Source organism: Streptomyces sp. NPDC013455 (genome assembly GCF_040632975.1).
Taxonomy (GTDB): domain Bacteria; phylum Actinomycetota; class Actinomycetes; order Streptomycetales; family Streptomycetaceae; genus Streptomyces.
Window position 1 is genome coordinate 1 of sequence record NZ_JBEYCX010000032.1, and the last position, 23,717, is coordinate 23,717.

The following is a 23,717-nucleotide window of genomic DNA, read 5'->3' on the forward strand; positions in this document are numbered from 1 at the left end:
TGATAAAAAATGAAGAAAACAACCATTCGTGTTTGATAAGGATAATCGTTACCGCCGGCACCCCCTCGAAGGCGGTGCGGGCGGGCGGCGCCGAGCGGCTGCCGACCGTCAGAAGTCCTCGTCCAGGTCGACCGTGCCCTCCACGGCGACCTGGTAGGCCGAGGGACGGCGCTCGAAGAAGTTCGTCAGCTCCTGGACGCCCTGCAGCTCCATGAAGGAGAACGGGTTCTCCGAACCGTAGACGGGCGCGAAGCCGAGGCGGGTGAGGCGCTGGTCGGCGACGCACTCCAGGTACGCGCGCATGGAGTCGGTGTTCATGCCCGGCAGGCCGTCACCGCACAGGTCGCGCGCGAACTGCAGCTCGGCCTCGACGGCTTCCGCGAGCATGTCGGTGACCTGCTGCTGGAGCGCGTCGTCGAACAGCTCCGGCTCCTCCTTGCGGACGGTGTCGACGACCTCGAACGCGAAGGACATGTGCATGGTCTCGTCACGGAAGACCCAGTTGGTGCCGGTGGCCAGGCCGTGCAGGAGACCGCGGCTGCGGAACCAGTAGACGTACGCGAAGGCGCCGTAGAAGAAGAGTCCCTCGATGCACGCGGCGAAGCAGATCAGGTTGAGCAGGAAGCGGCGCCGGTCGGCCTGGGTCTCCAGGCGGTCGATCTTCTCGACCTCGTTGATCCACTTGAAGCAGAACTCGGCCTTCTCGCGGATGGAGGGGATGTTCTCCACGGCGGCGAAGGCGGCGGCGCGGTCGTCCGGGTCGGGAAGGTAGGTGTCCAGCAGCGTCAGGTAGAACTGGACGTGGACGGCCTCCTCGAAGAGCTGCCGGCTCAGGTACAGCCGCGCCTCCGGGGAGTTGATGTGCTTGTACAGCGTCAGCACCAGGTTGTTGGCCACGATGGAGTCGCCGGTGGCGAAGAAGGCGACCAGGCGGCCGATGAGGTGCTGCTCTTCGGGAGTGAGCTTGGCGAGGTCGGCGACGTCGGAGTGGAGGTCGACCTCTTCGACGGTCCAGGTGTTCTTGATGGCGTCCCGGTAGCGCTCGTAGAAGTCCGGGTAGCGCATGGGGCGGAGGGTCAGCTCGAAGCCCGGGTCGAGGAGATTGGCGTTCCGGTTCATTGCTGTCGGCGCGGAGCGCCGTCCTCCAGGGGTGGTGGTCGGGTGGGGGGCGGGCATTACTGGCAGGCCTCGCAGGACTCGGGGTTCTCCAGGGAGCAGGCGACCGCCTCGGGGTCGGCGACCTGCTGCACGGGGATCGTGGCCTGCGCCTGGGCGGCGCGGGCGATGCGCGTCGCGGGCCGCGAGCGCAGGTAGTACGTGGTCTTCAGCCCGGCCTTCCAGGCGTAGGCGTACATGGAGGAGAGCTTGCCGATGGTCGGCGTCTCCATGAAGAGGTTCAGCGACTGGGCCTGGTCGAGGAACGGGGTGCGGGCGGCGGCCATGTCGATCAGGCCGCGCTGGGGGATCTCCCACGCCGTGCGGTACAGCTTGCGCACCTCCTCGGGGATCCAGACGAAGTCCTGCACCGAGCCGTTGGCGTCGCGCAGCGCCTCGCGGGTGCGGGCGTCCCACACGCCGAGGTCCTTCAGGTCCTGCACCAGGTAGGAGTTGACCTGGAGGAACTCACCCGACAGCGTCTCGCGCTTGAACAGGTTGGACACCTGCGGCTCGATGCACTCGTACACGCCCGCGATGGAGGCGATGGTGGCCGTCGGCGCGATGGCGAGGAGCAGCGAGTTGCGCATGCCCGTCCGCGCGATGCGCGCCCGCAGGGCGTCCCAGCGCTCGGGCCAGGTGAGGTCGGTGTCGAAGTGGTCGGGGTGCAGGACCCCGCGGGCGGCGCGGGTCTCCTCCCAGGCGGGCAGCGGGCCGTTGCGCTCGGCGAGGTCGGCGGACGCCTCGTAGGCGGCGAGCATGATCCGCTCGGCGATGCGCGTGGACAGGGCCCTGGCCTCGGCGGAGTCGAAGGGCAGGCGCAGCTTGAAGAAGACGTCCTGGAGCCCCATGGCGCCCAGACCGACCGGCCGCCACCTGGCGTTGGAACGCCCCGCCTGCTCCGTCGGGTAGAAGTTGATGTCCACCACCCGGTCGAGGAAGGTCACGGCCGTGCGGACGGTCTCGTCCAGCCGCTCCCAGTCGATGTCCCCGCCGGCCACGAAGGCGCCCAGGTTCACGGACCCGAGGTTGCAGACGGCCGTCTCCCCGTCGTCGGTGACCTCCAGGATCTCCGTGCACAGGTTGGAGGAGTGGATCACGTTGCCCGGCACCGCGGTCTGGTTGGCGGTGCGGTTGGCGGCGTCCTTGAACGTCATCCAGCCGTTGCCGGTCTGCGCGAGCGTGCGCATCATCCGGCCGTACAGGTCGCGGGCCGGCATCGTCTTCTTCGCCAGCCCGGCGGCCTCGGCCTTGCGGTAGGCGGCGTCGAACTCCTCGCCCCACAGGTCCACCAGCTCGGGCACGTCGGCGGGGGAGAACAGCGACCACTGCTCGTCGGCGTTGACCCGGCGCATGAACTCGTCCGGGATCCAGTGCGCCAGGTTCAGGTTGTGCGTACGGCGGGCGTCCTCACCGGTGTTGTCCCGCAGCTCCAGAAACTCCTCGATGTCGGAGTGCCAGGTCTCCAGGTAGACCGCCGCCGCGCCCTTGCGCCGCCCGCCCTGGTTCACCGCGGCGACCGAGGCGTCCAGCGTCTTCAGGAACGGCACGATCCCGTTGGAGTGCCCGTTGGTACCGCGGATCAGCGAACCGCGGCTGCGGATGCGGGAGTAGGACAGACCGATCCCGCCGGCGTGCTTCGACAGCCGGGCGACCTGGTGGTAGCGGTCGTAGATGGAGTCCAGCTCGTCCAGCGGCGAGTCGAGGAGGTAGCAGGACGACATCTGCGGATGCCGGGTGCCGGAGTTGAACAGCGTGGGGGAGGAGGGCAGGTAGTCCAGGCGGCTCATCAGCCGGTACAGCGCCGCGACCTCGTCCACGGAGCGGGCCGTGTCGTCCTCGGCCAGGCCGCTCGCCACCCGCAGCATGAAGTGCTGGGGCGTCTCGATCACCTTGCGGGTGATCGGGTGGCGCAGCAGGTAGCGGCTGTGCAGGGTGCGCAGGCCGAAGTAGCCGAACCGGTCGTCGGCCGCGGTGTCGATCAGCGTGTCGAGCCGCTGCGCGTGCAGCCGGACGAAGTCCGCGGTGCGGTCCGCGACCAGGCCCTCGCGGTGGCCGACCTCGACCGACTCGGTGAAGCACGTCACGCCCTGCGAGGCGGCCTCGTCCCGGATGGTGAGGGTCAGCAGCCGGGCGGCCAGCTTCGAGTAGGCCGGGTCCTCGGAGATCAGACCCGCCGCGGCCTCCGTGGCCAGTTCCCGCAGCTCCGCCTCGTCGGCCCGGGCGGACCGGCCGCGCAGCGCGGCGGCGGCGACCCGGCCCGGGTCCGCGTCGGGCAGGTCGGCGGTCAGCTCGGTCAGGGTCCGCAGCAGCACGGCACCGGGACCGTCGGTCTCCAGCTCGCTGACTGAAGCCGGGTCGGCTGGCGCGATGGTCACGTGGGGTCTCCCTCGCTCGGCACGGGGCCTGGCGGAGGGCAGGGGCAGCCGCGAGCACGCGAGGGCGTCGCGTCCACCGGCCCACTCCGCGAGGCCCGGACGTCGATACGCGCCCGGGCCGGACGGCCGGGCGCGCTGTCGGCAGGTCCTCGGACTGGGCAGGCACGCGGATACGCGCAAGTACACCGTTGCGGGACAGTTCCGGACTCGCACCGGATTCCCCTGCGGACAGCGAGGACGAGCATACATCTAGTGCCGGGCTGTCGTGTCACCCCCAGATGTTGTGTCGCGCCGGTGTCAGAGCGTCAACTCGTAGGTGAGGAGAGTGATGTCGTCGAGCTCCGGCAGCGGATTCCGGTCGCGTTCGGGAACGCGGCGGAAGCCCAGGCGTTCGTAGCGGCGATGGGCGGCGTGCATGGTGCGCTGGGTCGACAGGACGACCGCCGTGCAGCCCTCCAGGGCCCGTGCGCGCCCGGCACACGCCCGCACGAGCGCCTCGCCGGCACCCCGGCCGCGGGCCTCCCGGGCGACCGCGAGCATCCGGATCTCCGCCTCCCCGGGCCGCGCGATGTCGGCCATGGGCGCCCGGCTCGGCGGGGCGGATCGCGATGTCCATGGTCCGAGTGTGCAAGGAAGCGGACCGCCGGAACACGTGCTGTCCGACGGCCCGCTTCGGGGTGGTGCGTGGGGTGCTAGTGGCCGGCGCCCGCGGTGGCCGCGGGCAGCTCCACCTGGACCCCGGGATCGCCGGCGTCCGCCGTGTAGTCCTCCGGCCGGGTCTGGTCCACGCCCTCGGGGGCCTTGACGGCCTTCAGGACGACGGTGAGGACCACGGTCACCAGGATGTTCAGGACGATCGCGGTGAGACCGATGTAGCCGATCTCGCCGATGCCGGGGATCTCCTTGGCGTTGCCGCCGAAGTGCTTCTGCGTCGGCGAGGCGATGCCGTACGCGGCGGCCGTGCCGTAGACCATGCCGACCGCCCAGCCGGCCAGCAGCGCCCAGCGGTGGAACCAGCGGGTGAACAGGCCGCCGACCAGGGCCGGGAAGGTCTGCAGGATCCAGATGCCGCCGAGCAGCTGGAAGTTGATGGCCACGGTCTTGTCCATGGTGAGGACGAAGACCAGGGCGCCGACCTTCACCAGCAGGGAGACCAGCTTGGAGACCTTGGTCTCCTGCTGGGGCGTCGCGTCCGGCTTGATGAAGTCCTTGTAGATGTTGCGGGTGAAGAGGTTGGCCGCCGCGATGGACATGATGGCCGCCGGCACCAGCGCGCCGATGCCGATCGCCGCGAAGGCCACGCCCGCGAACCAGTCCGGGAACATGTCCTCGAACAGCTGCGGGATGGCCAGCTGGCCGTTGGTGACCTTCACCCCGGCCGCGATCGCCATGAAGCCCAGCAGCGCCAGCAGACCCAGCATCAGCGAGTACAGCGGCAGGATCGTGGTGTTGCGGCGGATCACCTCACGGCTCTTGGACGACAGGGTCGCGGTGATCGAGTGCGGGTACATGAACAGGGCCAGCGCGGAGCCGAGGGCCAGCGTGGCGTACGTCCACTGGCCGGTCTCCGGCGGGGCGATCGCCCCGCGCGGCTTCTCGGTGACCGGGTTGACCTGGCTGAACGCCTCGCCGGCCTTGGCGAAGATGTCGTCGAACCCGCCCAGCTTGATCGGGATGTAGATGATCGCCACCGCGATGACGATGTAGATCAGCGTGTCCTTGACGAACGCGATCAGGGCGGGGGCGCGCAGGCCGGAGGAGTAGGTGTAGGCGGCCAGCACACCGAAGGCGATGAGCAGCGGCAGGTCCTTCACGAACCAGTTGGTGTTCTCGCCGCCGCCGACGCCCATCACGTCCAGCACGGCCTGGATGCCGACGAGCTGGAGCGCGATGTACGGCATCGTCGCCAGGATGCCGGTCACCGCCACCGCGAGCGACAGGCCCTTCGAGCCGAACCGGCCGCGCACGAAGTCGGACGTCGTGACGTACCCGTGGCGGTGCGAGACCGACCACAGGCGGGGCAGGAAGGTGAAGATCAGCGGGTACACCAGGATCGTGTACGGCACCGCGAAGAAGCCGGCCGCTCCCGCCGCGTAGATGGCGGCCGGCACGGCGACGAAGGTGTACGCCGTGTACAGGTCGCCGCCGAGCAGGAACCAGGTGATCCAGGTGCCGAACGACCGGCCGCCCAGGCCCCATTCGTCCAGGGTGTGCTCGTTCTCGGCCTTGCGCCAGCGCGCGGCCAGGAAGCCCACGACCGTGACGGCCAGGAAGAAGAAGATGAAGACGCCGAGTGCGACGCCGTTGACGCCGTCCTTCACTTCGCCACCTCCTCGTGCCGGGCCGCCGCCTTGCGGGCGCGCTGGTCACGCTGCCACAGCTGGTACGCGACCATCGTGAGCGCGGTGGAGATCAGCACCCAGAGCATCTGGTACCAGTAGAAGAACGGGATACCGATGAACGTGGGGTCGACCTTCGCGTACGAGCCGACCCACAGCATCGCCACGAAGGGCGCGACGAGACAGAGGGCGATGATCACCCTGCCCGGTGTCACCACCGGTGGTCTCACTTCAGGCGTTTTTGACATGCCACGGCTCCCGTCCCCTCGCGATCACCTGTTTAATGCGCACGCAATCTAGGTGACGGTGTCGTGACAGCGGAAGCCCTCGTCCGCATATCGGTATATCGATTCAGCGAACACGTGCGGCCAAGGCCGCCGTTGGCGGGTCCTTACTCCGCCGGCCGCTTCAGCCGCGCCACGAACTTGTACCGGTCCCCGCGGTACACCGAGCGCACCCACTCCACCGGCTTGCCCTCGCGGTCCAGCGAGTGGCGGGAGAGCATCAGCATCGGCAGGCCGACGTCGGTGCCGAGCAGACCCGCCTCGCGCGGGGTGGCCAGCGAGGTCTCGATCGTCTCCTCGGCCTCGGCGAGGTGGACGTCGTAGACCTCGGCCAGTGCGGTGTAGAGCGAGGTGTACTTCACCAGCGAGCGCCTGAGCGCCGGGAAGCGCTTGGCGGACAGGTGGGTGGTCTCGATCGCCATCGGCTCGCCGTTGGCCATGCGCAGCCGCTCGATGCGCAGCACGCGCCCGCCGGCGGTGATGTCCAGCAGCTCGGCGAGCCGGTCGTCGGCGGTGATGTACCCGATGTCCAGCAGCTGCGAGGTCGGCTCCAGGCCCTGGGCCCGCATGTCCTCCGTGTACGAGGTGAGCTGCAGCGCCTGGGAGACCTTGGGCTTGGCCACGAAGGTGCCCTTGCCCTGGATGCGTTCCAGCCGGCCCTCCACCACCAGTTCCTGGAGGGCCTGGCGGACCGTGGTGCGGGAGGTGTCGAACTCGGCGGCCAGCGTGCGCTCGGGCGGCACCGGCGTGCCCGGTGCCTGCGTCTCCGTCATGTCGAGCAGGTGCTTCTTCAAGCGGTAGTACTTGGGCACGCGCGCGGTACGGACGGTGGTGCCTGCCTCGTTCTCCGCACTGCTGACGTCGGTGCTCATGCTCTGCCTTCCCGGCTCCGAATGCCGCAAGCGACCGACATCCCATCGGCCACGGCTCACATCGTGGCACGGGTTGCGGTGTCCGACTCCACCCGCACGCTCCGTGATCTCCTCTGTATACCGTTGCACCTGCTGTTGGTCTAGTCCAACGCCCGGCGGAGTAGGCGGGCGGCGGCGGGTGGCGGCACCGTCCGTGTCATCGGCCGGCGCCCGGGCCGGCGCCCGGGCCGGCGCGGCGGGGGACCGGCGGGGGCGCCGGCGGGTGTCCCGCTACCGCGCCCCCGGTGCCCCGGACTAGATCCCCTGCCACTCCGGCTTGTTGGCATAGGTGTGCCGGAAGTAGTCGGCCAGCTTCAGCTTGGACGCGGCGGCCTCGTCGACGACGACCGTGGCGTGCGGGTGGAGCTGGAGCGCGGAGGCCGGGCAGACGGCCGCGACCGGGCCCTCCACCGTCGCGGCGACCGCGTCCGCCTTGCCCTCGCCGGTGGCCAGCAGCACCAGGTGCCGGGCCTCCAGGATCGTCCCGATGCCCTGGGTGATGACGTGGTGCGGGACCTGCTCGATGTCCCCGTCGAAGAAGCGGGCGTTGTCGATCCGGGTCTGCGCGGTCAGCGTCTTGATCCGGGTGCGCGAGGCGAGCGAGGAGCACGGCTCGTTGAACCCGATGTGACCGTCGGTGCCGATGCCGAGCAGCTGGAGGTCGACACCGCCGGCCGCGGCGAGGGCGCGGTCGTACGCGTGGCAGGCCGCCTGTATGTCGGACGCCGTGCCGTCCGGCCCCATGAACGAGGCCATGTCTATGCCCAGCGGCTCCAGCACCTCGCGGCGCAGCACCGAGCGGTAGGACTCGGGGTGGTCCGCGGGCAGCCCCACGTACTCGTCGAGCTGTGCGATCCGCGCCCGTGAGGCGTCCACCTCGCCGGCGCGCACCTTGGCGGTCAGTGCCTGGTAAATGGGCAGCGGGGTGGAGCCGGTGGCCACGCCGAGCAGAGCGTCGGGCTTGCGTCGCAGCAGCTGGGCCATGGCCTCGGCGATCAGCTCGCCGCCCGCCGCGGCGTCCGGAACGATGACAACTTCCACGCTGGGCCTGCCGTTCTGAAGAGGGCTGTGTGCGTCTCTATGTGGTTTAGACCAATCTAACAGAATCGGGGTCCCCGGGCGCGCCCCGGAAGCCGGTTCCCGGGCCCCTCGGCGGCCCGGCGGGAGGCCGTTCTCAGGTGAGCGAGCCGCCCGTCGCGTCCAGCCAGTGGCCGGTCACCCAGCGGCCGGCGTCCGACGCCAGGAAGGCCACCACGTCGGCGACGTCCGCCGGCGTCCCCACGCGCCCCAGGGCGGATATCGCGGCGGCCCTGGCCAGGCCGTCCTCCGTCCCGTACAGGTAGTCCGCGGTGTTGTCGGTGTCGATGACCCCGGGTGCCACCGAGTTCACCGTGATGCCGCGGGGGCCCAGCAGCTTGGACAGGTCCCGTGAGAAGACGTCGAGGGCGGCCTTGGTCATCGCGTACGCCACCTTGTCCGGCATCACCGCCGTGCGCGCGAGCCCGGAGGAGATGTTGACGATCCGGCCGCCGTCGCGCAGGCGCGGCAGTCCGTGCCGGACCAGGAAGAACGGCGCCTTCGTGTTCACTGCGAACACCCGGTCGTACTCCTCCTCGCCGATCTCCCCGATCGGCGGCGACGTGCCGATCCCGGCGTTGTTCACCAGGATGTCCAGTCCTTCGGCGTGCCGGTCGAACTCCTGCCACACCCGCTCGGCGTCCCCCGGCGTCCCCAGTTCCACACCGATCGCGAACGCGTCTCCGCCGGCCGCCTCGATCGCCGCGACCGTCTCCTTCGCGGCGCTCTCATTGCGGCCGTAGTGCACCGCCACCCGCGCCCCGTCCCGCCCCAGGCGCTCGGCGATCCCCCGCCCGATACCCCGGCTCGCCCCCGTGACCAGCGCCGTCCTGCCCGTGAGCACGCCCATGTCCGCCCCTCCGGATTTCCCTAGTGGTCGTTACAAAAAAACCGTACAGCACCCCGCCGACAATTTTCTAGGGGGCGCTATAAAATGGCCGCCATGGTGACGGGTCAGGAGACACAGACGCAGGGCGGCAGGGGCCGGACGCGGGGCCGGCCGCGCTCCTTCGACCGGGCCACGGCGCTGGAGAAAGCGCTGATGGCCTTCTGGGAGCACGGGTACGAGGCCACCTCGGTCTCCGACCTCACCCGGATCATGGGAATCGGCGCCCCCAGTCTGTACGCGGCCTTCGGCGACAAGCGCACCCTGTTCGACGAGGTCGTCCGGGTCTACAGCGGCACCCACGGCGACTTCGGCGACCGCGCCCTGGCCGAGGAGCCCACGGCCCGCGCGGCCGTCGAGCGGATGCTGCGCGAGGCCGCCGCCCGGTACACGGACCCGGACCATCCGCACGGCTGCCTGATCGTCCACGCCGCCACCAACTGCACCAGTCCCGAGGTGGAGGCGCAGCTGCGCGAGCGGCGCAACGCCAACATCGCCGCCCTCGAGTCCCGGATCCGCGCGGACGTCGTGGCGGGCCTGCTGCCCGCGGGCACCGACGCCGCCGCCCTCGCCCGGCACGCCGGCGCGATGATCCAGGGCATGTCACAGCAGGCCCGCGACGGCGCGCGCCGGGAGGAATTGGAAGCACTCGCGGAAATTGCGATGTCCATCTGGCCCCACGAGTGACCCGGTCGGGCTAGGCTGCGTGGCATCGGGTGCCCGCGCCCCCGCGGCGCGCACCCCGTGAGCACCGTGGACACGCCCGTATGGTCTAGTCCACAATCCAAGTGAACAAGCCTCCGTCTTCCCCGCACAGGAAGGCGGACCGAGGAACCGGAGCTCTCTGCCCTGACTGCCCCGGCTCCTCGACCTTCGGCCGACCGGGACCGCACACCCCACGGCCGATGATGCTCCGGGCTGCGGTGCCGGGAGGGTTGAGGGTCCCTTCCAGGCGCCGCGGCCCGCGGGTGTTTTTCGGGCACCCGCGAGGCCCCGGGTACGCTCGCACCGTGCCCTCCATGAACGAACTGGTCCGCCAGCACACCGCCCTCGACGACTCCGATCTCGAGTGGCTCCACCTGCTGGTCTCGGAGTGGCAGCTGCTCTCCGACCTCTCCTTCGCCGACCTGGTGCTGTGGGTGCCCACCCGGGACGGCACCCGGTACGTCTCGGTGGCCCAGATGCGGCCCAACACCGGTCCGACCTCCTACCAGGACGACATGGTCGGCCACCTGGTCCCGCGCGGCCGCCGCCCCATGCTGGACGCGGCGCTGGACGAGGGCCGGATCGTGCGCGAGGGCGACCCGGAGTGGCGCGAAGAGGTCCCCGTACGGGTCGAGTCGATCCCGGTACGCCGTGAGGGCCGCGTGCTGGGTGTGATCGCCCGGAACACCAACCTGCTCACCGTGCGCACCCCGAGCCGCCTGGAGCTGACCTACCTCCAGAGCGCCTCCGACCTCGCGCAGATGATCGCGGCCGGTTCCTTCCCGTTCCCCAACCAGCAGGTCGACATGGACGCCTCCCCGCGCGTCGGCGACGGCCTGATCCGGCTGGACGCGGACGGCATCGTTCAGTACGCCTCCCCGAACGCCCTGTCCGCGTACCACCGCCTCGGCCTCGCCGCCGACCTCGTCGGCCATCACCTCGGACAGACCACGGCCGAACTCGCCCCGACCCGGGGGCCGGTGGACGAGGCGCTCGCCAAGGTGGCCAGCGGCTGGGCGCCGCGCGAGTTCGAGATCGAGGCCCATGACGGCGTCATCCAGTTCCGGGCCATCCCGCTCAAGCCCAAGGGGACGCGCATCGGTTCGCTGGTGCTGCTCCGTGACGTCACCGAACTGCGCCGCCGCGAGCGGGAGTTGATCACCAAGGACGCCACCATCCGGGAGATCCACCACCGGGTGAAGAACAACCTCCAGACGGTCGCCGCCCTGCTCCGCCTCCAGGCCCGCCGGATCGACTCCGAGCGCGGCCGGGAAGCCCTGGAGGAGGCGGTCCGCCGGGTCGGCTCGATCGCGATCGTGCACGAGACGCTGTCCCAGAACCTGGACGAGCGGGTGGAGTTCGACGACATCGCCGACCGGGTGCTGGCCATGGTCGCCGAGATCTCGCCGGGCAAGGTGACCGGCCGGCGCAGCGGACGCTTCGGCATACTCGACGCCGAGGTCGCCACCCCGCTGTCCATGGTCCTCACCGAGGTTCTCCAGAACGCCCTGGAACACGGCTTCCGCGAGGGCGACACCGGCACGGTCGAGGTCTCCGCGCTGCGCGGCGGCACCACGAAGGAGGCCCGCCTGCTGGTCACCGTCCAGGACGACGGTGTCGGCCTGCCCGAGGGCTTCGACCCGCACCGCTCGGGCAACCTCGGCCTCCAGATCGTACGGACGCTGGTGGAGGGCGAGTTGGGCGGCTCGTTCGACATGGTCCCGGCGCCGGAGCGGGGGACCCGGGTGATCCTGGACATCCCGGTACGCGCGCAGAAGTGACCCGCGCGCGGTGACGCGCCGGCCGAGCGGCGACTGCCGGTGACTGCCGGGCGGCGACTGCCGGGTACGGCGAACGGTGGGTGCGGCCGAACGGCGGGCGCGGCGACCGGTGGACACGGGGTGCCGGCGGGCACGGCCCGTCGGTGGGCACAGCAAAAAGCCTCGGACCGCCATTGGTCCGAGGCTCGTGCTCGTTGCTGCTCTGCTATAGGGCTAAGCGCATCGGGGGTACTGCGCGCTGCGGCTCGGGGGCGGGAGATGCGCACGTGCTGTGCGCGCCGCCAAGCTCAGGCTGTCAGCAGGGGTGGGTGTGTCAGGCGGAGGCCTGACGGGCCCGGTTGCGGGCGGCGCGGCGCTTCATGGCGCGGCGCTCGTCCTCGCTGAGACCACCCCAGACGCCGGAGTCCTGACCGGACTCGAGCGCCCACTGCAGACACTGCTCGATCACCGGGCAGCGACGGCAGACGGCCTTGGCTTCCTCGATCTGCAGCAGCGCAGGACCGGTGTTGCCGATGGGGAAGAAGAGCTCGGGGTCTTCCTCGCGGCAAACGGCGTTGTGACGCCAGTCCATGGCTGCTACCTCTCCTTGGTATTACGTGCAAGTTGCTTGTGAATGTGAACGCTTTCACGAATCCCTCAACAAGTGAAGGGCCGACCGCCGAGTCTTCCCGGCGTGGTCCTTGGTTTGGAGAGGGGTTCCGGTGATCAGTGGAGGCCGGTCTTGCGGGCCGTCCCGATCGCCACGTAGAGACTCGCAAACCTCAGCGGCGGATACAACCCCTTCCGGAAAGTTTTTTTTGATTCCTCGGTGTCGACTAGGTCACAGCCGTACTTCCATGGGGTGGATCCTGGCCTAAACGTTCGAGTGAAAGGACTTTCGCCCGTTCCGCTCACACAATCACACGCAGTGCACGGCGTACGCCTGTGAACGTCACGCTCGTTCGCAGCCCCAGGTGGTCACCGTCCATCTGAAGCGGCAGGGGAACCTTCGAATGCAAGGTGAACTGGTCCTGGTCGTGCAGGGAGACCGCGTGCTTGCCGTGCGGGCCGCGCTCGGGGGACGAAGTGAGCAACTGGGTGCCATACCGGGCAACCGCGGCCGTCGACAGGCGGCTGAGACCGAGCACATCGATGCCCGTGTCGAACGAGGCCTTAGGTGACGTGTACATCGGGCGATTGCCGAGAAACGTCCACGGGGACGTGTTCGAGACTATGGCGACCACGAGATCGCCGACCGGGTCCGCGCCGGGCCGCTCCAGGGTGATCGTGCCGTGCCGCCGGTTGGGCTCGCCGAGGAACTGCCGGACCACCTGACGGACGTAGAGCGCGTGCGTCGACTTCTTGCCGCGTTCGCGCTGCTGCTCGACCCGGCCCACCACGCCCGCGTCGAACCCGAGCCCGGCGTTGAACGTGAACCAGCGGGCCGGCACCGCCTCGTCCTCGGAGCCCGGCGTGCCCGAGGTCAGTCCGAGGCCGACGACCCGCTCGCTGCCCTCGCGCAGCGCGTCCAGCAGTGCGCCGGTGGCCTCGACCGGATCGTTGGGCAGGCCCAGGGCGCGGGCGAAGACGTTCGTGGAACCGCCCGGGACGACGGCGAGACCGGGGAGGTGCTCCGGAGCCGGGCCGGCGTGCAGGAGGCCGTTGACGACCTCGTTCACCGTGCCGTCGCCGCCCAGCGCCACCACCAGGTCGATGTCGTCGCTCTCCGCCGCCTGCCGGCCGAGGTCGCGCGCGTGACCCCGGTACTCGGTGGTGACCGCCTCCAGCTTCATCTCGCTCGCCAGGGCGTGGATCAGAACGTCACGTCTGCGTGCGCTGGTGGTGGTTGCCGCCGGATTGACCACGAGAAGTGCACGCATGCATGGCAGCGTACCTACTGGGGGGTACCCGGCCCAGACCGAGGTAGGGATCCGGTAAGAGACGAGGGCGTGAGCCTGCACACGCGGCGTGCGGGGCGCGGCCGGGCGCTCGGGGGCGGACGGCTACCCTGCTGGGGTGAGCAGTCAGCGAAATCCCGCCCCCGACACCACCGCGGCCGCCGCGGAACCGCGCCCGCGCCGGCTGACCTACGCGGCCGCGCTGGCCGCCCTGGAAGGGGCCGCCCTGGTGGCCGGCGGCCTGTGGGTGCTGGTCCGCGGGCTCACCGGCGAGCCGGACGACCGGCAGCAGGCGGTGACCCTCGGGATCACCCTGCTCGCCCTCGGGCTGCTGCCGCTGCTCGCGGCGCGCGGTCTGCTGCTGCGGCGCGGCTGGAGCCGGGGCCCCGCGGTGATCACCCAGGTCATGGCGCTGCCGGTGGCCTACAACCTGCTCCAGGCCGACAGCATGGCCATCCCGGCCGGTATCGCCGTCGCGGTGGTCGCCGTGGCCGCGCTGGTGCTCCTGGTCAACGGCGAGACGACCCGGGCCCTGGGGATCAAGGGACCGGGCCGGGGCGAGTAGCGCCCACCGGACCCCTCGGGTCCCGACGGACTCCGGACGGGAGAGGCCTCGCCGAGTGGGGGATCCTCGCCGGGCGGAGAGGCGCGGAGCTCCGCCGGGCGGAGGCCGGAGGGGTCTCGCCTGAGCGGAGCTCGCTTGCCGGCGCGGTGCTCGCGCGCCGGTGACGGGTCACTCCTCGACGAGGAGCTTCTCCCGCAGCTGGGCCAGCGTGCGGGCCAGCAGCCGGGAGACGTGCATCTGCGAGATGCCGACCTCCTGCGCGATCTGCGACTGGGTCATGTTCCCGAAGAAGCGCAGCAGCAGGATCCGCTTCTCGCGCGGCGGAAGGTCCTCCAGCAGCGGCTTGAGGGACTCCCGGTACTCCACGCCCTCCAGCGCCTCGTCCTCGGCGCCGAGGGTGTCGGCGACCGCCGGCGACTCGTCGTCGGTGTCGGGGACGTCCAGGGACAGCGTGGAGTACGCGTTGGCGGACTCCAGGCCCTCCAGGACCTCCTCCTCGGAGATCGCGAGCTTCTCGGCCAGCTCGTGGACCGTCGGGGACCGGCCGTGCAGCTGGGACAGCTCGGCCGTGGCGGTCGTCAGCGAGAGCCGCAGCTCCTGCAGCCGGCGCGGCACGCGGACCGCCCAGCCCTTGTCGCGGAAGTGCCGCTTGATCTCGCCGACGACGGTCGGAGTGGCGTAGGTGGAGAACTCCACGCCCCGCTCGGGATCGAACCGGTCGACGGACTTGATCAGGCCGATCGTGGCGACCTGGGTGAGGTCGTCCAGCGGCTCGCCGCGGTTGCGGAACCGGCGCGCCAGGTGCTCCACGAGCGGGAGGTGCATACGGACCAGCTGGTTGCGCAGCTCCGCGTACTCCGGACTGCCGTCCGGCAGCTTGCGCAGCTCGACGAACTTCGCCCGCGCACCGCTGCGGTCCTGGGCGTCGTGCTGTACGGCCCGCACGGCCTCCGCGCCCGGCGTGTCGTCGTCGGCGTCTCGCTCGTGCTCGCTCATCGTCCCGCCCGTAGCCCTTCCCCGAGCCCTGGCCCCTGCGCGGACGGCGGATCCGGCGCCGCCGCGTGCCGGGGGTGGCGTGCCCTGTCCGGCATCGTCACCGCCGGCCCGCGCGGAGTCGTCCTCCGGGTGCGGCCTGGCCTGCTCGGGGATGCCGTCGATGCCGTCCGCCATGCGCCGGGAACCGTCCAGGGGGCTCGCCCCGGAGGTCTCGGCGCTGGTCGACCAGGGGGCACCCCCGTCCCCGGTCGGCAGCTCCCGTGTGCCGCGCTCTTCGTCCCGCACCGGCCCGTCCCCGTTCCTCACGCCGGCCCGGGGCCGGCGCCGCGCTGTTTGTAGAGGCTGATCGACACCGTCTTGTCCTCGTCCACGGCGGAGGAGACCTTGCCCGCGAGGGCCGACAGCACGGTCCAGGCGAAGGTGTCCCGCGAAGGGGCGTGGCCGTCGGTGGTCGGTGCCGACACGGTGACTTCCAGCGAGTCGTCCACGAGCCGGAAGACACAGCTGAGGACCGAGCCGGGCACGGCCTGCTGGAGCAGGATCGCGCAGGCCTCGTCCACGGCGATGCGCAGGTCCTCGATCTCGTCCAGGGTGAAGTCCAAGCGGGCCGCGAGACCGGCCGTGGCCGTCCGCAGCACCGACAGGTAGGCACCCGCAGCCGGCAGCCGGACTTCCACGAAGTCCTGGTTCGCCGCGGGCTCGCCTGCGATCTGGGACACCCTCACCTCCATGGTGGTACAAGCTTTACGGGGCCGAGGGTCGCCCCCCGGGGTAACGCGTACGTGGTTCAAGCGGTGACGCTATCGCGCTCCGAACGTTCCTGTCCCGGGACCCCGACCCCCTGGCGTCACTCACAGTAAAGCTGTGGATACGCTCCGTGTCTAGAGGGTTTGCGGGCCCAAAAGGGAAGAGCGCGCGCCGGGTTGACGTACCCAGACGTCAGAGGCTCGAACCGTCGTGCGGCAGCCGCCGCATGCAGTGTCACACGAGAACCCGGTCGGGCGGGACGGTCTCGCTCATACGAGCACGCTCACACGAGTACGTGGTCCACGAAACACCACCGCCAGTCCTCGCCGGGCTCGAAGGTCCGCATCACCGGGTGACCGGACGTCTGGTGGTGCTCCGTCGCGTGCCGTCCCGGCGAGGAGTCGCAACAGCCGACGTGCCCGCAGGTCAGGCAGAGCCGCAGCTGCACCGGGTGCGTGCCGTCCCGCCGGCACTCCGGACAGGTCCGGTCGAGCGGTGCCGGTTCGGGGTGCGGCAGCGCGTCGGCGTGCGTGCACTGTTTCATGATTGCCAGATTACGACGGGCGTGCGGGTGACCGCGCGGAAAAACGAGGTGGGCGAGGACCATGGACGTGATGCCCCTGCTGTTGCTGGTGGCGGGCAGCGCCGCGGTGGCCGCCACGGCCCGGCGCGCCCCCGTACCGGCGCCTCTGCTGCTGGTCGCGGCTGGCCTGGCGGTCTCCTACCTGCCCGGGGTTCCGTCCTACACCCTCGATCCGCACGTCGTCCTGCCCCTGCTGCTGCCGCCGCTGCTGTACACCTCGGCGAGCGACAGCTCCTATCTCGACCTGCGGGCGCAGCTGCGGCCGGTGGCGCTGCTCTCGGTGGGCTACGTGCTCTTCGCGACCGTCGTCGTCGGCTGGGCCGCCTACCTGATCGTGCCCGGACTGCCGCTGCCCGCCGCGCTGGTGCTCGGCGCGGTGGTCGCGCCGCCGGACGCGGTGGCCGCCACGGCGGTCGCGCGCCGGGTCGGCCTGCCCTCCCGGATCACCACCATCCTCCAGGGCGAGTCGCTGCTGAACGACGCCACCGCGATCACCGCCTACAAGGTGGCGCTCGGCGCCGCCGTCGGCGAGGGTGCCACCTGGGCCGGGGGGATCGGCGAGTTCGTGCTCGCCGCGGTCGGCGGTGTCGGGGTCGGTCTCGTCCTCATGGCGCCCCTGCACTGGCTGCGGACGCACCTGACCGAGCCCCTCCTGCAGAACACCCTGTCCCTGCTCATCCCCTTCGTCGCCTACGGGGTCGCCGAACAGGTGCACGCCTCCGGGGTGCTCGCGGTGGTCGTCGTCGCCCTCTACCTCGGCCACCGTGCCTGGGAGGTCGACTTCGCCACGCGGCTCCAGGAGGAGGCGGTGTGGAAGATGGTCGCCTTCGTGCTCGAGTCCGCCGTGTTCGCCCTCATCGGTCTCCAGCTGCCGGTCGTCCTCAAGCGGCTCGGGGAGTACGAGGGCGCCTCCGCCGCCTGGTACGCGGTCGTCGTCTTCCTGGTCGTGGTGGTGGCCCGGTTCGTCTGGGTCTATCCCGCCGCCTTCCTGCCCAGGCTGCTGTCGGCGCGCATCCGGGAGCGGGAGGAGAACCCCACCTGGCGGGGCGCGATGGTCACCTCGTGGGCGGGCATGCGCGGGGTCGTCTCCCTGGCCATCGCCTTCGCCATCCCGCCGGCCATGGCCGACGGCCCCCGCAACCTGATCCTCTTCCTGACCTTCACCACCGTCATCGGCACCCTCGTCGTCCAGGGGGTCACCCTGCCCCCGCTGATCCGGATGCTGAAGTTCCCCGGTCGCGACCGGCAGGCCGAGACCCTCGCCGAGGCCAACGCCCAGGCGCAGGCGTCCCGGGTCGCCGAGGCCCGGCTCGACGAACTGCTCGCGGACGAGCGCAACGCCCTGCCGCCGCCGCTCGCCGACCGGCTGCGCACGGTCCTGGAGCGCCGCCGCAACGCCGTCTGGGAGCGGCTCGGCCAGGTCAACCCGGTCACCGGCGAGTCCGTGGACGACACCTACCGCCGGCTGTCCCGCGAGATGATCAGCGCCGAACGCGAGGTCTTCGTCAGGCTCCGCGACCACCGCCACATCGACGACGAGATGCTGCGCGCCCTGCTGCGACGCCTGGACCTGGAGGAGGCGGCGGCCTTCAGGGAGGCCGGCTAGCGGTTTTCCCGGGCGTCCGGGACCTCCTGGGCGTCCGGGGCCTCCTGGGCGTCCGGGACCTCCCGGGCGTCCGGGACCTCCCGGGCGTCGGAAGCAGCCGGGCCTGCCGGGCCTGCCGGGGCTGCCGTGGGGAAGGGCCGGCCGGTGATGACGGCCGCGATCGTCGTCCCGCGCGCGAAGGCGCCCTCCTCCGCGAGGGCGACGATTCCGTACAGCAACTTGGCGACATAGAGACGCTCCACGGCCACTCGGTGCCGCCGCTCGAAGTCCTGAGCGAATTCCTCCAGTTCAGGTGTCGTCCGGGCATAGCCGCCGAAGTGGAAGCGGTCGTCCAGGGACCAGGTGCCGGTGCGGGCGCCGAAGGCGGCTTCCTGGAGGGCTTCCGTGGCGGCCTCCAGGAAGCCGCCCTTCAGGACCGGTATGCCGAGCGCGCGCTGCCCGGCCGCCAGCCCCGCGGCGAGACCGGCGAGGGTGCCGCCGGTGCCGCAGGCGAGCGCGACGACGTCGGCCTGGCCGCGCAGTTCCGCGCCGAGGGCCCGGCAGCCGCGTACCGCCTCGGCGTTGCTGCCGCCTTCGGGTACGACGTACGCCTCCTCGGCGCCGGCCGCGCGCAGGATCCGGGCCAGGGTCTCGGGCTCGGACTTGTGCCGGTAGGTCGACCTGTCGACGAAGTGCAGCCGCATGCCGTCCGCCGCGCACCGGGCCAGGGACGGATTGAGCGGGCGGCCGGCCAGCTCCTGGCCGCGGACCACGCCCGTGGTCGGCACGTCCAGGAGCCGGCCGGCGGCGGCGGTGGCCCGCAGGTGGTTGGAGTAGGCCCCGCCGAAGGTGACCAGGGCGCGGCCCCGCGCGGCCGCGAGGTTCGGCACCAGCTTGCGCCACTTGTTGCCGATCAGCCGCGGGTGGATGAGGTCGTCCCGCTTGAGCAGCAGCCGCAGCCCACGGCGCGTGAAACGGTCGTCCCCCACCTCCTGGAGCGGGGAGGGGAGGCGGGGGGTCAGGACGTCCGGGCCGGTCACACTCCATTGTCGCCCGCCGGCCCGCTCACGCGGGTGGCGCCCCCTCGGGGCGACCGCCGGCCCGCTCCGCCCGGCGCCGCCCTCGCAGGCGTCCGGCGCGCGCCGTCCCCCGCGTCGGGCGGCGCCATCCCGTCCAGCGTCCGGCGGCAGGCGTCCGCCGGGCAGGCTCCGCCGGCGCCACCCTTCACCTGCCCGGCGGCGCTATCCCTTCAGGCGTTCGGCGATCCGTTCCCTGAGCGACCGCATCGTGAAGCCGCGGGGGTCCACCTTGCCCGGCTGCCACTCCAGGTGCCCGATGACCGACCGCTCGGTCCAGCCGTGCACGCGGCACACCGCCGCGGCGGCCCGCACGATCGCCTCCAGCTGTTCCGGTGGCCACGGGTCCTCGCCGTCGCCGAGGTTCTCGCACTCGAAGCCGTAGAAGTGCCGGTTGCCGTCGGTGTTGGCCTCGTTGTCCGGCGGCAGCCCCTTCTCGGCGATCACCGCCCGCAGCACCTCGTCGTCGCCGAGCCCCGCGTGGTTGGTGCGGCCGTAGCCGACCAGGTGCACCGTGCCGTCCTTGGTGATCACCCCGTGGCACAGCGGTCCCGGCAGGTCCGGGTGGCCGTCGCGGCACAGCTCCACCGTCTGCGCGCTGCCCTGTGTCACCGTGTGGTGGATCATCACGCCGTGGACCGGGCCCCAGGGGCCCTTGTGATTGCGGTTGTGATGCTGCCAGTCGCCGACCTCGACGACCGTGACGCCCTCCGCCCGGAGCGCGTCCAGAAAACCGCTCGCCGACATGGGTGGGGCCATGCCCGACTCCTTAGTGCCGTGCCGGTCCGGCCGCCGGTCGCGGCCGTTTCGTCCTGCCTGCTTCTACCGAAACCGGACGCCACGGGACACATCGTTCGTACGTTGTGCGAGCCGATCCGGACAGCCGGCGGACCGGCGAGGCCGGAGCGAGGTCCCTCTTTCTGCCCACTAGTGCGATGATCCATTCCCGCTCTTTCGGGTAATGGCGCCGCCCCCCTGACTGCTGGAACGCTCGGAGACGAGACCGGTGCCCGCTGCGATACGGCGCCGGGCATACCTTTGGGAGGGCATTTCTCTATGTCGGTAGGCGAAGAGGTCCGCACGGATCAGGGCAAGCCGCAGCAGTCCCTCGGGACGGCGGCAGCGCGGAACCTGGCCACCACTACCAAGTCCGTTCCGCAGATGCAGGAGATCAGCTCGCGCTGGCTGCTGCGCACCCTTCCCTGGGTGGACGTCCAGGGCGGCACGTACCGGGTGAACAGGCGGCTGACGTACGCCGTCGGGGACGGCCGCATCACTTTTGTGAAGACCGGGGACCAGGTGGAGGTCATCCCGGCCGAGCTGGGTGAGTTGCCGGCCCTGCGGGCGTACGAGGACGAAGAGGTGCTGACCGAGCTGGCCCGCCGCTGCCGCCAGCGCGATTTCGCGCCCGGCGAGGTCATCGCCGATTTCGGCAACCAGACGAACGAGGTCTACCTGCTGGCCCACGGCCGGGTGGAGAAGATCGGCACGGGTCCCTACGGCGACGACGCCGTCCTCGGTGTCCTCGCCGACGGCGCCTACTTCGGCGACCAGTCGCTGCTGGACCCGGAGGCGATCTGGGAGTACACCGTCCGCGCGGACACCGCGAGCACGGTGCTGATCCTCAGCCGCCAGGACTTCGAGCAGGTCGCGGAGCGCTCCGACTCGCTGCGCGAGCACCTGGAGCGACTGCGCTCGCTGCCGAGGCAGCGGACCAACAAGTACGGCGAGAAGGAGGTCGAGCTGGCGGCCGGCCACTCCGGCGAGCCCGACATCCCGCACACCTTCGTCGACTACGAGCCGCGGCCCCGCGAGTACGAACTGAGCATCGCGCAGACGGTGTTGCGCATCCACTCGCGCGTGGCCGACCTCTACAACCAGCCGATGAACCAGACCGAGCAGCAGCTGCGGCTCACGGTCGAGGCGCTGAAGGAGCGCCAGGAGCACGAGCTGGTCAACAACCCGGAGTTCGGCCTCCTCAGCAACTGCGAGTACGACCAGCGGATCCAGCCGCACGACGGCGTGCCGAGCCCGGACGACCTGGACGAGCTGCTCAGCCGCCGCCGGGGCACCAAGCTGCTCCTGGCCCACCCGCGCGCGATCGCCGCCATCGGCCGGGAGCTGAACAAGCGGGGCCTGGTCCCGGAGACCATCGACATCGCCGGCAACCGCATCCCCACCTGGCGCGGAGTGCCGATCTACCCGTGCAACAAGATCCCGATCAGCGAGGCCAGGACGACCTCCATCATCGCCATGCGTACCGGCGAGTCGGAGCAGGGCGTCATCGGCCTGAGGCAGTCCGGCATCCCGGACGAGATCGAGCCGAGCCTGTCGGTCCGGTTCATGGGCATCAACGAGCAGGCCATCATCAAGTACCTGGTGACGGCGTACTACTCGGCCGCCGTCCTGGTGCCCGACGCGCTCGGCGTGCTGGAGAACGTCGAGATCGGCCGGTGGAGGTGACGTTTCCGCACGTCGCGGCCGTGTCTCCGCCCGCCGCGGCGGGTAGGCCCTCGGGGTACGCGTCCGGCCGGGCCGGTGCCGCCGGCCTCCGCGGACCTGGCGAGGGGGAGGCATGGCCGAGTTCATGACGGAGACGGAGACCGGGGAGCACCCCGCCGGTGCGGCACGTCCCGGCGCACCGGGGGAGACGTGGCAGGTGTCCGGGGGTGAGGCCGCCGGTCCGCTCGACGGGCAGGAGGCGGCGGCGCAGCTGGAGCGCGCCCGGGCCCTGGTCGACCCGGAGCTGCGCGCGGCCGTGGAGTCGCTGCCCGGCTCGATGCGCCGGATCGGCCTCTACCACTTCGGCTGGCAGCACGCCGACGGCACTCCTGCGGCGGGCAACGCGGGCAAGGCGATCAGACCGGCGCTCGTGCTGGCGGCCGCCGCCGCGCTCGGCGGAGCGCAGGCCCGCCCGGCGGCCGTCCGGGCGGCGGCGGCGGTCGAACTGGTCCACAACTTCACGCTGTTGCACGACGACGTGATGGACCGGGACACCACCCGCCGGCACCGGCCGACGGCCTGGACCGTGTTCGGCGACGCCGACGCGATCCTCGCCGGGGACGCCCTTCAGGCGCTGGCCCTGCGGCTGCTCGCCGAGGACCCGCACCCGGCCTCCGTCCCGGCCGCGGCCCGGCTCGCCGCCTGCGTGGTGGAGCTGTGCGAGGGCCAGCACGCCGACACCGACCTGGAGCGGCGTGCTCCGGACGCGGTCGGCCTGGACGAGGTGCTCGCCATGGCCGAGGCCAAGACCGGCGCCCTGCTGGGATGCGCCTGCGCGCTCGGCGCGCTCTACGCGGGCGCGGACGAGGAGGAGGTGGCCGCGCTGGATGGCTTCGGCCGGCAGGCCGGGCTCGCCTTCCAGCTGATCGACGACGTCATCGGCATATGGGGAGACCCGAAGCACACCGGCAAGCCGGCCGGCGCGGATCTCGCCGCCCGCAAGAAGTCGCTGCCGGTGGTGGCGGCGCTCACCTCCGGCACCCCGGCGGCGGCCGAACTCGCCGCGCTGTACGAGAAGCCGTACCACGCCGGGGAGGCGGAGGCCGGGGAGATCGCGCGTACCGCGCTGGCCGTCGAGCGGGCGGGCGGCCGGGACTGGGCGCAGGCCGAGGCGGCCGACCGGATGGCCCGCGCCGTGCAGGAACTGGCCCGCGCGGTCCCCGATCCCGAGGCGGCGGGCGGTCTGCTGGCGCTCGCCGAGTTCGTCACCCGGCGCACCAGCTGAGGCCGCCGTCCCCGGTGCACCAGCTGAGGCGGCCGTCTCCGGCGGCCGTCGAGAACCCGGAGTTCCGGGCCCGCGCGGCTCCTGACCCCGCGCGGTCTTCGGGACTCCGGCCAGGTGGCCCCGCACATCCCACAGTGTGCGGGGCCGCCGTTTTTTCCCTTTCCCGGACCGGGCTGCCGACGACCTGCCCGGCAGGGTCCGCGCGCGCTGAAGGCGGAGTCCACCCTGGAATCGCTGCGCACCCTCGGCAAGGGAGCGCTGGTGCGCACCTACGGCAGGAAGCGCTGAGGCCGCCACCGCCATACGCTGAGGGCATGGACAGCGACAACCCCGTCTGTCCCGTCTGCGGACAGCCGGTCGAGAGAGTCGTCAAACGGCACAAGACCCTGGGCGCCTGGGTTCCGGTCTGGGCTCCGGGCCCGTGCCGTGACCCCCGGTGCCCGGCCAACGCCCAGTCCGCCCGCGCGGGCGAGACGGCCGGGACGGCCGATGCCGGCCGTGCGGGCCGGCCCACCGACCCCGGCCAAGCGGCCGGGACGGGCCGGAGCGCCGATGCCGGCCGGACCGCCGGGGCGTCGGCGCCGCCGGGTGGCAGGGGCCCGGAGGGGGAGTCGGCCTCCGGCGCGGAGAACGGCTCGCTCTGAGCGGGAGGGGCGGCCGGGGGACGCCGTAGCGTGGGCGCATGCCGAAACTTCCGCCCATCCTGCACATCACCGAGCGCTCCCTGTGGGAGCAGGCGCGCGAGCGCGGAACCTGGGAGCTGTCCACCCGGGGCCGCACCCTCCGGCAGGAGGGCTTCATCCACTTCTCCACCCGGGAACAGCTCCCGCGGGTCGCCGGCTTCCTCTACGGCGACTACGACGGCCCGGACGACCTGGTCGTCCTCGTCGTGGACCCGGCCCGGGTCGGGGTGCCGGTGAGGTACGAGTCGGCCGAGCCGGGCGGGGAGGAGTTCCCGCACGTGTACGGCCCCGTGCCCGTCGAGGCGGTGGTGGACGTGGAGCCCTGGGGCTGACCCAGCACGAACGGCCCCCGGCGGCCGCGC

Annotated in this window: 21 protein-coding genes, 1 pseudogene and 1 riboswitch; of the genes and pseudogenes, 7 read left to right on the forward strand and 15 right to left on the reverse strand. The window is 71.5% G+C overall.

Annotated elements, in window-relative coordinates; all coding sequences use genetic code 11:
• Window positions 1–108: 108 nt before the first annotated feature.
• The 8 genes and pseudogenes from ABZ576_RS32525 to ABZ576_RS32560 form a co-directional block, all read right to left on the reverse strand.
• Window positions 109–1,119, reverse strand: a complete 1,011-nt coding sequence (locus ABZ576_RS32525; RefSeq protein ID WP_360749092.1) for a ribonucleotide-diphosphate reductase subunit beta — start codon at window positions 1,117–1,119, stop codon at window positions 109–111.
• Between the two features lie 56 nt (window positions 1,120–1,175).
• Window positions 1,176–3,533 carry a ribonucleoside-diphosphate reductase subunit alpha gene (locus ABZ576_RS32530; RefSeq protein WP_360749095.1) on the reverse strand — a complete coding sequence of 786 codons (2,358 nt, stop codon included), beginning with the start codon at window positions 3,531–3,533 and terminating at the stop codon, window positions 1,176–1,178.
• 144 nt (window positions 3,534–3,677) lie between these two features.
• A riboswitch (cobalamin riboswitch) is annotated at window positions 3,678–3,755 on the reverse strand.
• A gap of 75 nt (window positions 3,756–3,830) precedes the next feature.
• Window positions 3,831–4,115 (reverse strand): annotated as a pseudogene (locus ABZ576_RS32535) (GNAT family N-acetyltransferase); the annotation flags it as partial.
• A 110-nt stretch (window positions 4,116–4,225) separates the two neighbouring features.
• Window positions 4,226–5,854, reverse strand: a complete 1,629-nt coding sequence (gene mctP, locus ABZ576_RS32540) for a monocarboxylate uptake permease MctP (RefSeq protein WP_360749098.1) — start codon at window positions 5,852–5,854, stop codon at window positions 4,226–4,228.
• Entirely contained in the window at window positions 5,851–6,120 is a 270-nt protein-coding gene (locus ABZ576_RS32545; RefSeq protein ID WP_360749101.1) for a DUF3311 domain-containing protein, read from the reverse strand. Before ABZ576_RS32545 ends, mctP begins: the two co-directional genes overlap by 4 nt.
• Window positions 6,121–6,263: 143 nt before the next feature.
• Entirely contained in the window at window positions 6,264–7,028 is a 765-nt protein-coding gene (locus tag ABZ576_RS32550) for a GntR family transcriptional regulator (protein WP_360749104.1), read from the reverse strand.
• A gap of 294 nt (window positions 7,029–7,322) precedes the next feature.
• Complete coding sequence (gene nagB / locus ABZ576_RS32555) at window positions 7,323–8,108, reverse strand: glucosamine-6-phosphate deaminase (protein ID WP_360749107.1); 786 nt, start codon at window positions 8,106–8,108, stop codon at window positions 7,323–7,325.
• A 133-nt stretch (window positions 8,109–8,241) separates the two neighbouring features.
• Window positions 8,242–8,994 carry an SDR family oxidoreductase gene (locus ABZ576_RS32560; protein ID WP_360749110.1) on the reverse strand — a complete coding sequence of 251 codons (753 nt, stop codon included), beginning with the start codon at window positions 8,992–8,994 and terminating at the stop codon, window positions 8,242–8,244.
• Between the two features lie 93 nt (window positions 8,995–9,087).
• Here ABZ576_RS32560 and ABZ576_RS32565 point away from each other — a divergent pair, with 93 nt between their 5' ends.
• Window positions 9,088–9,717, forward strand: coding sequence for a TetR/AcrR family transcriptional regulator (locus ABZ576_RS32565; protein ID WP_360749113.1), 630 nt, complete (start codon window positions 9,088–9,090; stop codon window positions 9,715–9,717).
• A 332-nt stretch (window positions 9,718–10,049) separates the two neighbouring features.
• A complete protein-coding gene (locus tag ABZ576_RS32570) occupies window positions 10,050–11,516 on the forward strand; it encodes a PAS domain-containing sensor histidine kinase (protein ID WP_360749203.1) in 1,467 nt (488 codons plus the stop codon).
• A 313-nt stretch (window positions 11,517–11,829) separates the two neighbouring features.
• On the opposite strand, the gene ABZ576_RS32575 is transcribed toward ABZ576_RS32570, so the two are convergent.
• On the reverse strand, window positions 11,830–12,087 hold the full coding sequence (locus tag ABZ576_RS32575) for a WhiB family transcriptional regulator (RefSeq protein WP_003992873.1): 258 nt from the start codon (window positions 12,085–12,087) through the stop codon (window positions 11,830–11,832).
• 319 nt (window positions 12,088–12,406) lie between these two features.
• Window positions 12,407–13,375, reverse strand: a complete 969-nt coding sequence (locus tag ABZ576_RS32580) for a diacylglycerol kinase family protein (protein ID WP_360749115.1) — start codon at window positions 13,373–13,375, stop codon at window positions 12,407–12,409.
• Between the two features lie 136 nt (window positions 13,376–13,511).
• Between ABZ576_RS32580 and ABZ576_RS32585 the strand changes: the two genes are divergently transcribed.
• Window positions 13,512–13,958 carry a hypothetical protein gene (locus ABZ576_RS32585; protein WP_360749118.1) on the forward strand — a complete coding sequence of 149 codons (447 nt, stop codon included), beginning with the start codon at window positions 13,512–13,514 and terminating at the stop codon, window positions 13,956–13,958.
• Window positions 13,959–14,126: 168 nt separating this feature from the next.
• On the opposite strand, the gene ABZ576_RS32590 is transcribed toward ABZ576_RS32585, so the two are convergent.
• The 3 genes from ABZ576_RS32590 to ABZ576_RS32600 form a co-directional block, all read right to left on the reverse strand.
• On the reverse strand, window positions 14,127–15,239 hold the full coding sequence (locus ABZ576_RS32590) for an RNA polymerase sigma factor SigF (protein ID WP_360749121.1): 1,113 nt from the start codon (window positions 15,237–15,239) through the stop codon (window positions 14,127–14,129).
• Window positions 15,240–15,256: 17 nt separating this feature from the next.
• Window positions 15,257–15,673: an anti-sigma regulatory factor gene (locus ABZ576_RS32595; protein ID WP_009190566.1), complete on the reverse strand. Its 417-nt coding sequence runs from the start codon at window positions 15,671–15,673 to the stop codon at window positions 15,257–15,259.
• 311 nt (window positions 15,674–15,984) lie between these two features.
• Complete coding sequence (locus ABZ576_RS32600; RefSeq protein ID WP_360749124.1) at window positions 15,985–16,245, reverse strand: UBP-type zinc finger domain-containing protein; 261 nt, start codon at window positions 16,243–16,245, stop codon at window positions 15,985–15,987.
• 61 nt (window positions 16,246–16,306) lie between these two features.
• Between ABZ576_RS32600 and ABZ576_RS32605 the strand changes: the two genes are divergently transcribed.
• On the forward strand, window positions 16,307–17,890 hold the full coding sequence (locus tag ABZ576_RS32605) for a Na+/H+ antiporter (protein ID WP_360749127.1): 1,584 nt from the start codon (window positions 16,307–16,309) through the stop codon (window positions 17,888–17,890).
• On the opposite strand, the gene ABZ576_RS32610 is transcribed toward ABZ576_RS32605, so the two are convergent.
• Both ABZ576_RS32610 and ABZ576_RS32615 read right to left on the reverse strand, forming a co-directional pair.
• Complete coding sequence (locus ABZ576_RS32610) at window positions 17,887–18,909, reverse strand: pyridoxal-phosphate dependent enzyme (RefSeq protein WP_360749130.1); 1,023 nt, start codon at window positions 18,907–18,909, stop codon at window positions 17,887–17,889. The two genes, ABZ576_RS32605 and ABZ576_RS32610, sit on opposite strands and share 4 nt — an antisense overlap.
• 201 nt (window positions 18,910–19,110) lie before the next feature.
• A complete protein-coding gene (locus tag ABZ576_RS32615) occupies window positions 19,111–19,704 on the reverse strand; it encodes an N-acetylmuramoyl-L-alanine amidase (RefSeq protein WP_360749132.1) in 594 nt (197 codons plus the stop codon).
• A gap of 297 nt (window positions 19,705–20,001) precedes the next feature.
• Between ABZ576_RS32615 and ABZ576_RS32620 the strand changes: the two genes are divergently transcribed.
• The 3 genes from ABZ576_RS32620 (at window position 20,002) to ABZ576_RS32630 (ending at window position 23,687) form a co-directional block, all read left to right on the forward strand.
• Window positions 20,002–21,408, forward strand: a complete 1,407-nt coding sequence (locus tag ABZ576_RS32620; RefSeq protein WP_360749135.1) for a family 2B encapsulin nanocompartment shell protein — start codon at window positions 20,002–20,004, stop codon at window positions 21,406–21,408.
• A gap of 112 nt (window positions 21,409–21,520) precedes the next feature.
• On the forward strand, window positions 21,521–22,672 hold the full coding sequence (locus tag ABZ576_RS32625) for a family 2 encapsulin nanocompartment cargo protein polyprenyl transferase (RefSeq protein WP_360749138.1): 1,152 nt from the start codon (window positions 21,521–21,523) through the stop codon (window positions 22,670–22,672).
• 682 nt (window positions 22,673–23,354) lie between these two features.
• Window positions 23,355–23,687: a DUF952 domain-containing protein gene (locus tag ABZ576_RS32630; RefSeq protein WP_360749141.1), complete on the forward strand. Its 333-nt coding sequence runs from the start codon at window positions 23,355–23,357 to the stop codon at window positions 23,685–23,687.
• Window positions 23,688–23,717: the final 30 nt, after the last annotated feature.

Coding starts and splice junctions, on each gene's coding strand:
- ABZ576_RS32525 (WP_360749092.1), bottom strand. CDS start 1,119: ATGAACCGGAACGCCAATCTCCTCGACCCGGGCTTCGAGCTGACCCTC.
- ABZ576_RS32545 (WP_360749101.1), bottom strand. CDS start 6,120: ATGTCAAAAACGCCTGAAGTGAGACCACCGGTGGTGACACCGGGCAGG.
- ABZ576_RS32550 (WP_360749104.1), bottom strand. CDS start 7,028: ATGAGCACCGACGTCAGCAGTGCGGAGAACGAGGCAGGCACCACCGTC.
- ABZ576_RS32560 (WP_360749110.1), bottom strand. CDS start 8,994: ATGGGCGTGCTCACGGGCAGGACGGCGCTGGTCACGGGGGCGAGCCGG.
- ABZ576_RS32565 (WP_360749113.1), top strand. CDS start 9,088: ATGGTGACGGGTCAGGAGACACAGACGCAGGGCGGCAGGGGCCGGACG.
- ABZ576_RS32570 (WP_360749203.1), top strand. CDS start 10,050: ATGAACGAACTGGTCCGCCAGCACACCGCCCTCGACGACTCCGATCTC.
- ABZ576_RS32575 (WP_003992873.1), bottom strand. CDS start 12,087: ATGGACTGGCGTCACAACGCCGTTTGCCGCGAGGAAGACCCCGAGCTC.
- ABZ576_RS32580 (WP_360749115.1), bottom strand. CDS start 13,375: ATGCGTGCACTTCTCGTGGTCAATCCGGCGGCAACCACCACCAGCGCA.
- ABZ576_RS32600 (WP_360749124.1), bottom strand. CDS start 16,245: ATGAAACAGTGCACGCACGCCGACGCGCTGCCGCACCCCGAACCGGCA.
- ABZ576_RS32605 (WP_360749127.1), top strand. CDS start 16,307: ATGGACGTGATGCCCCTGCTGTTGCTGGTGGCGGGCAGCGCCGCGGTG.
- ABZ576_RS32615 (WP_360749132.1), bottom strand. CDS start 19,704: ATGGCCCCACCCATGTCGGCGAGCGGTTTTCTGGACGCGCTCCGGGCG.
- ABZ576_RS32620 (WP_360749135.1), top strand. CDS start 20,002: ATGTCGGTAGGCGAAGAGGTCCGCACGGATCAGGGCAAGCCGCAGCAG.
- ABZ576_RS32625 (WP_360749138.1), top strand. CDS start 21,521: ATGGCCGAGTTCATGACGGAGACGGAGACCGGGGAGCACCCCGCCGGT.
- ABZ576_RS32630 (WP_360749141.1), top strand. CDS start 23,355: ATGCCGAAACTTCCGCCCATCCTGCACATCACCGAGCGCTCCCTGTGG.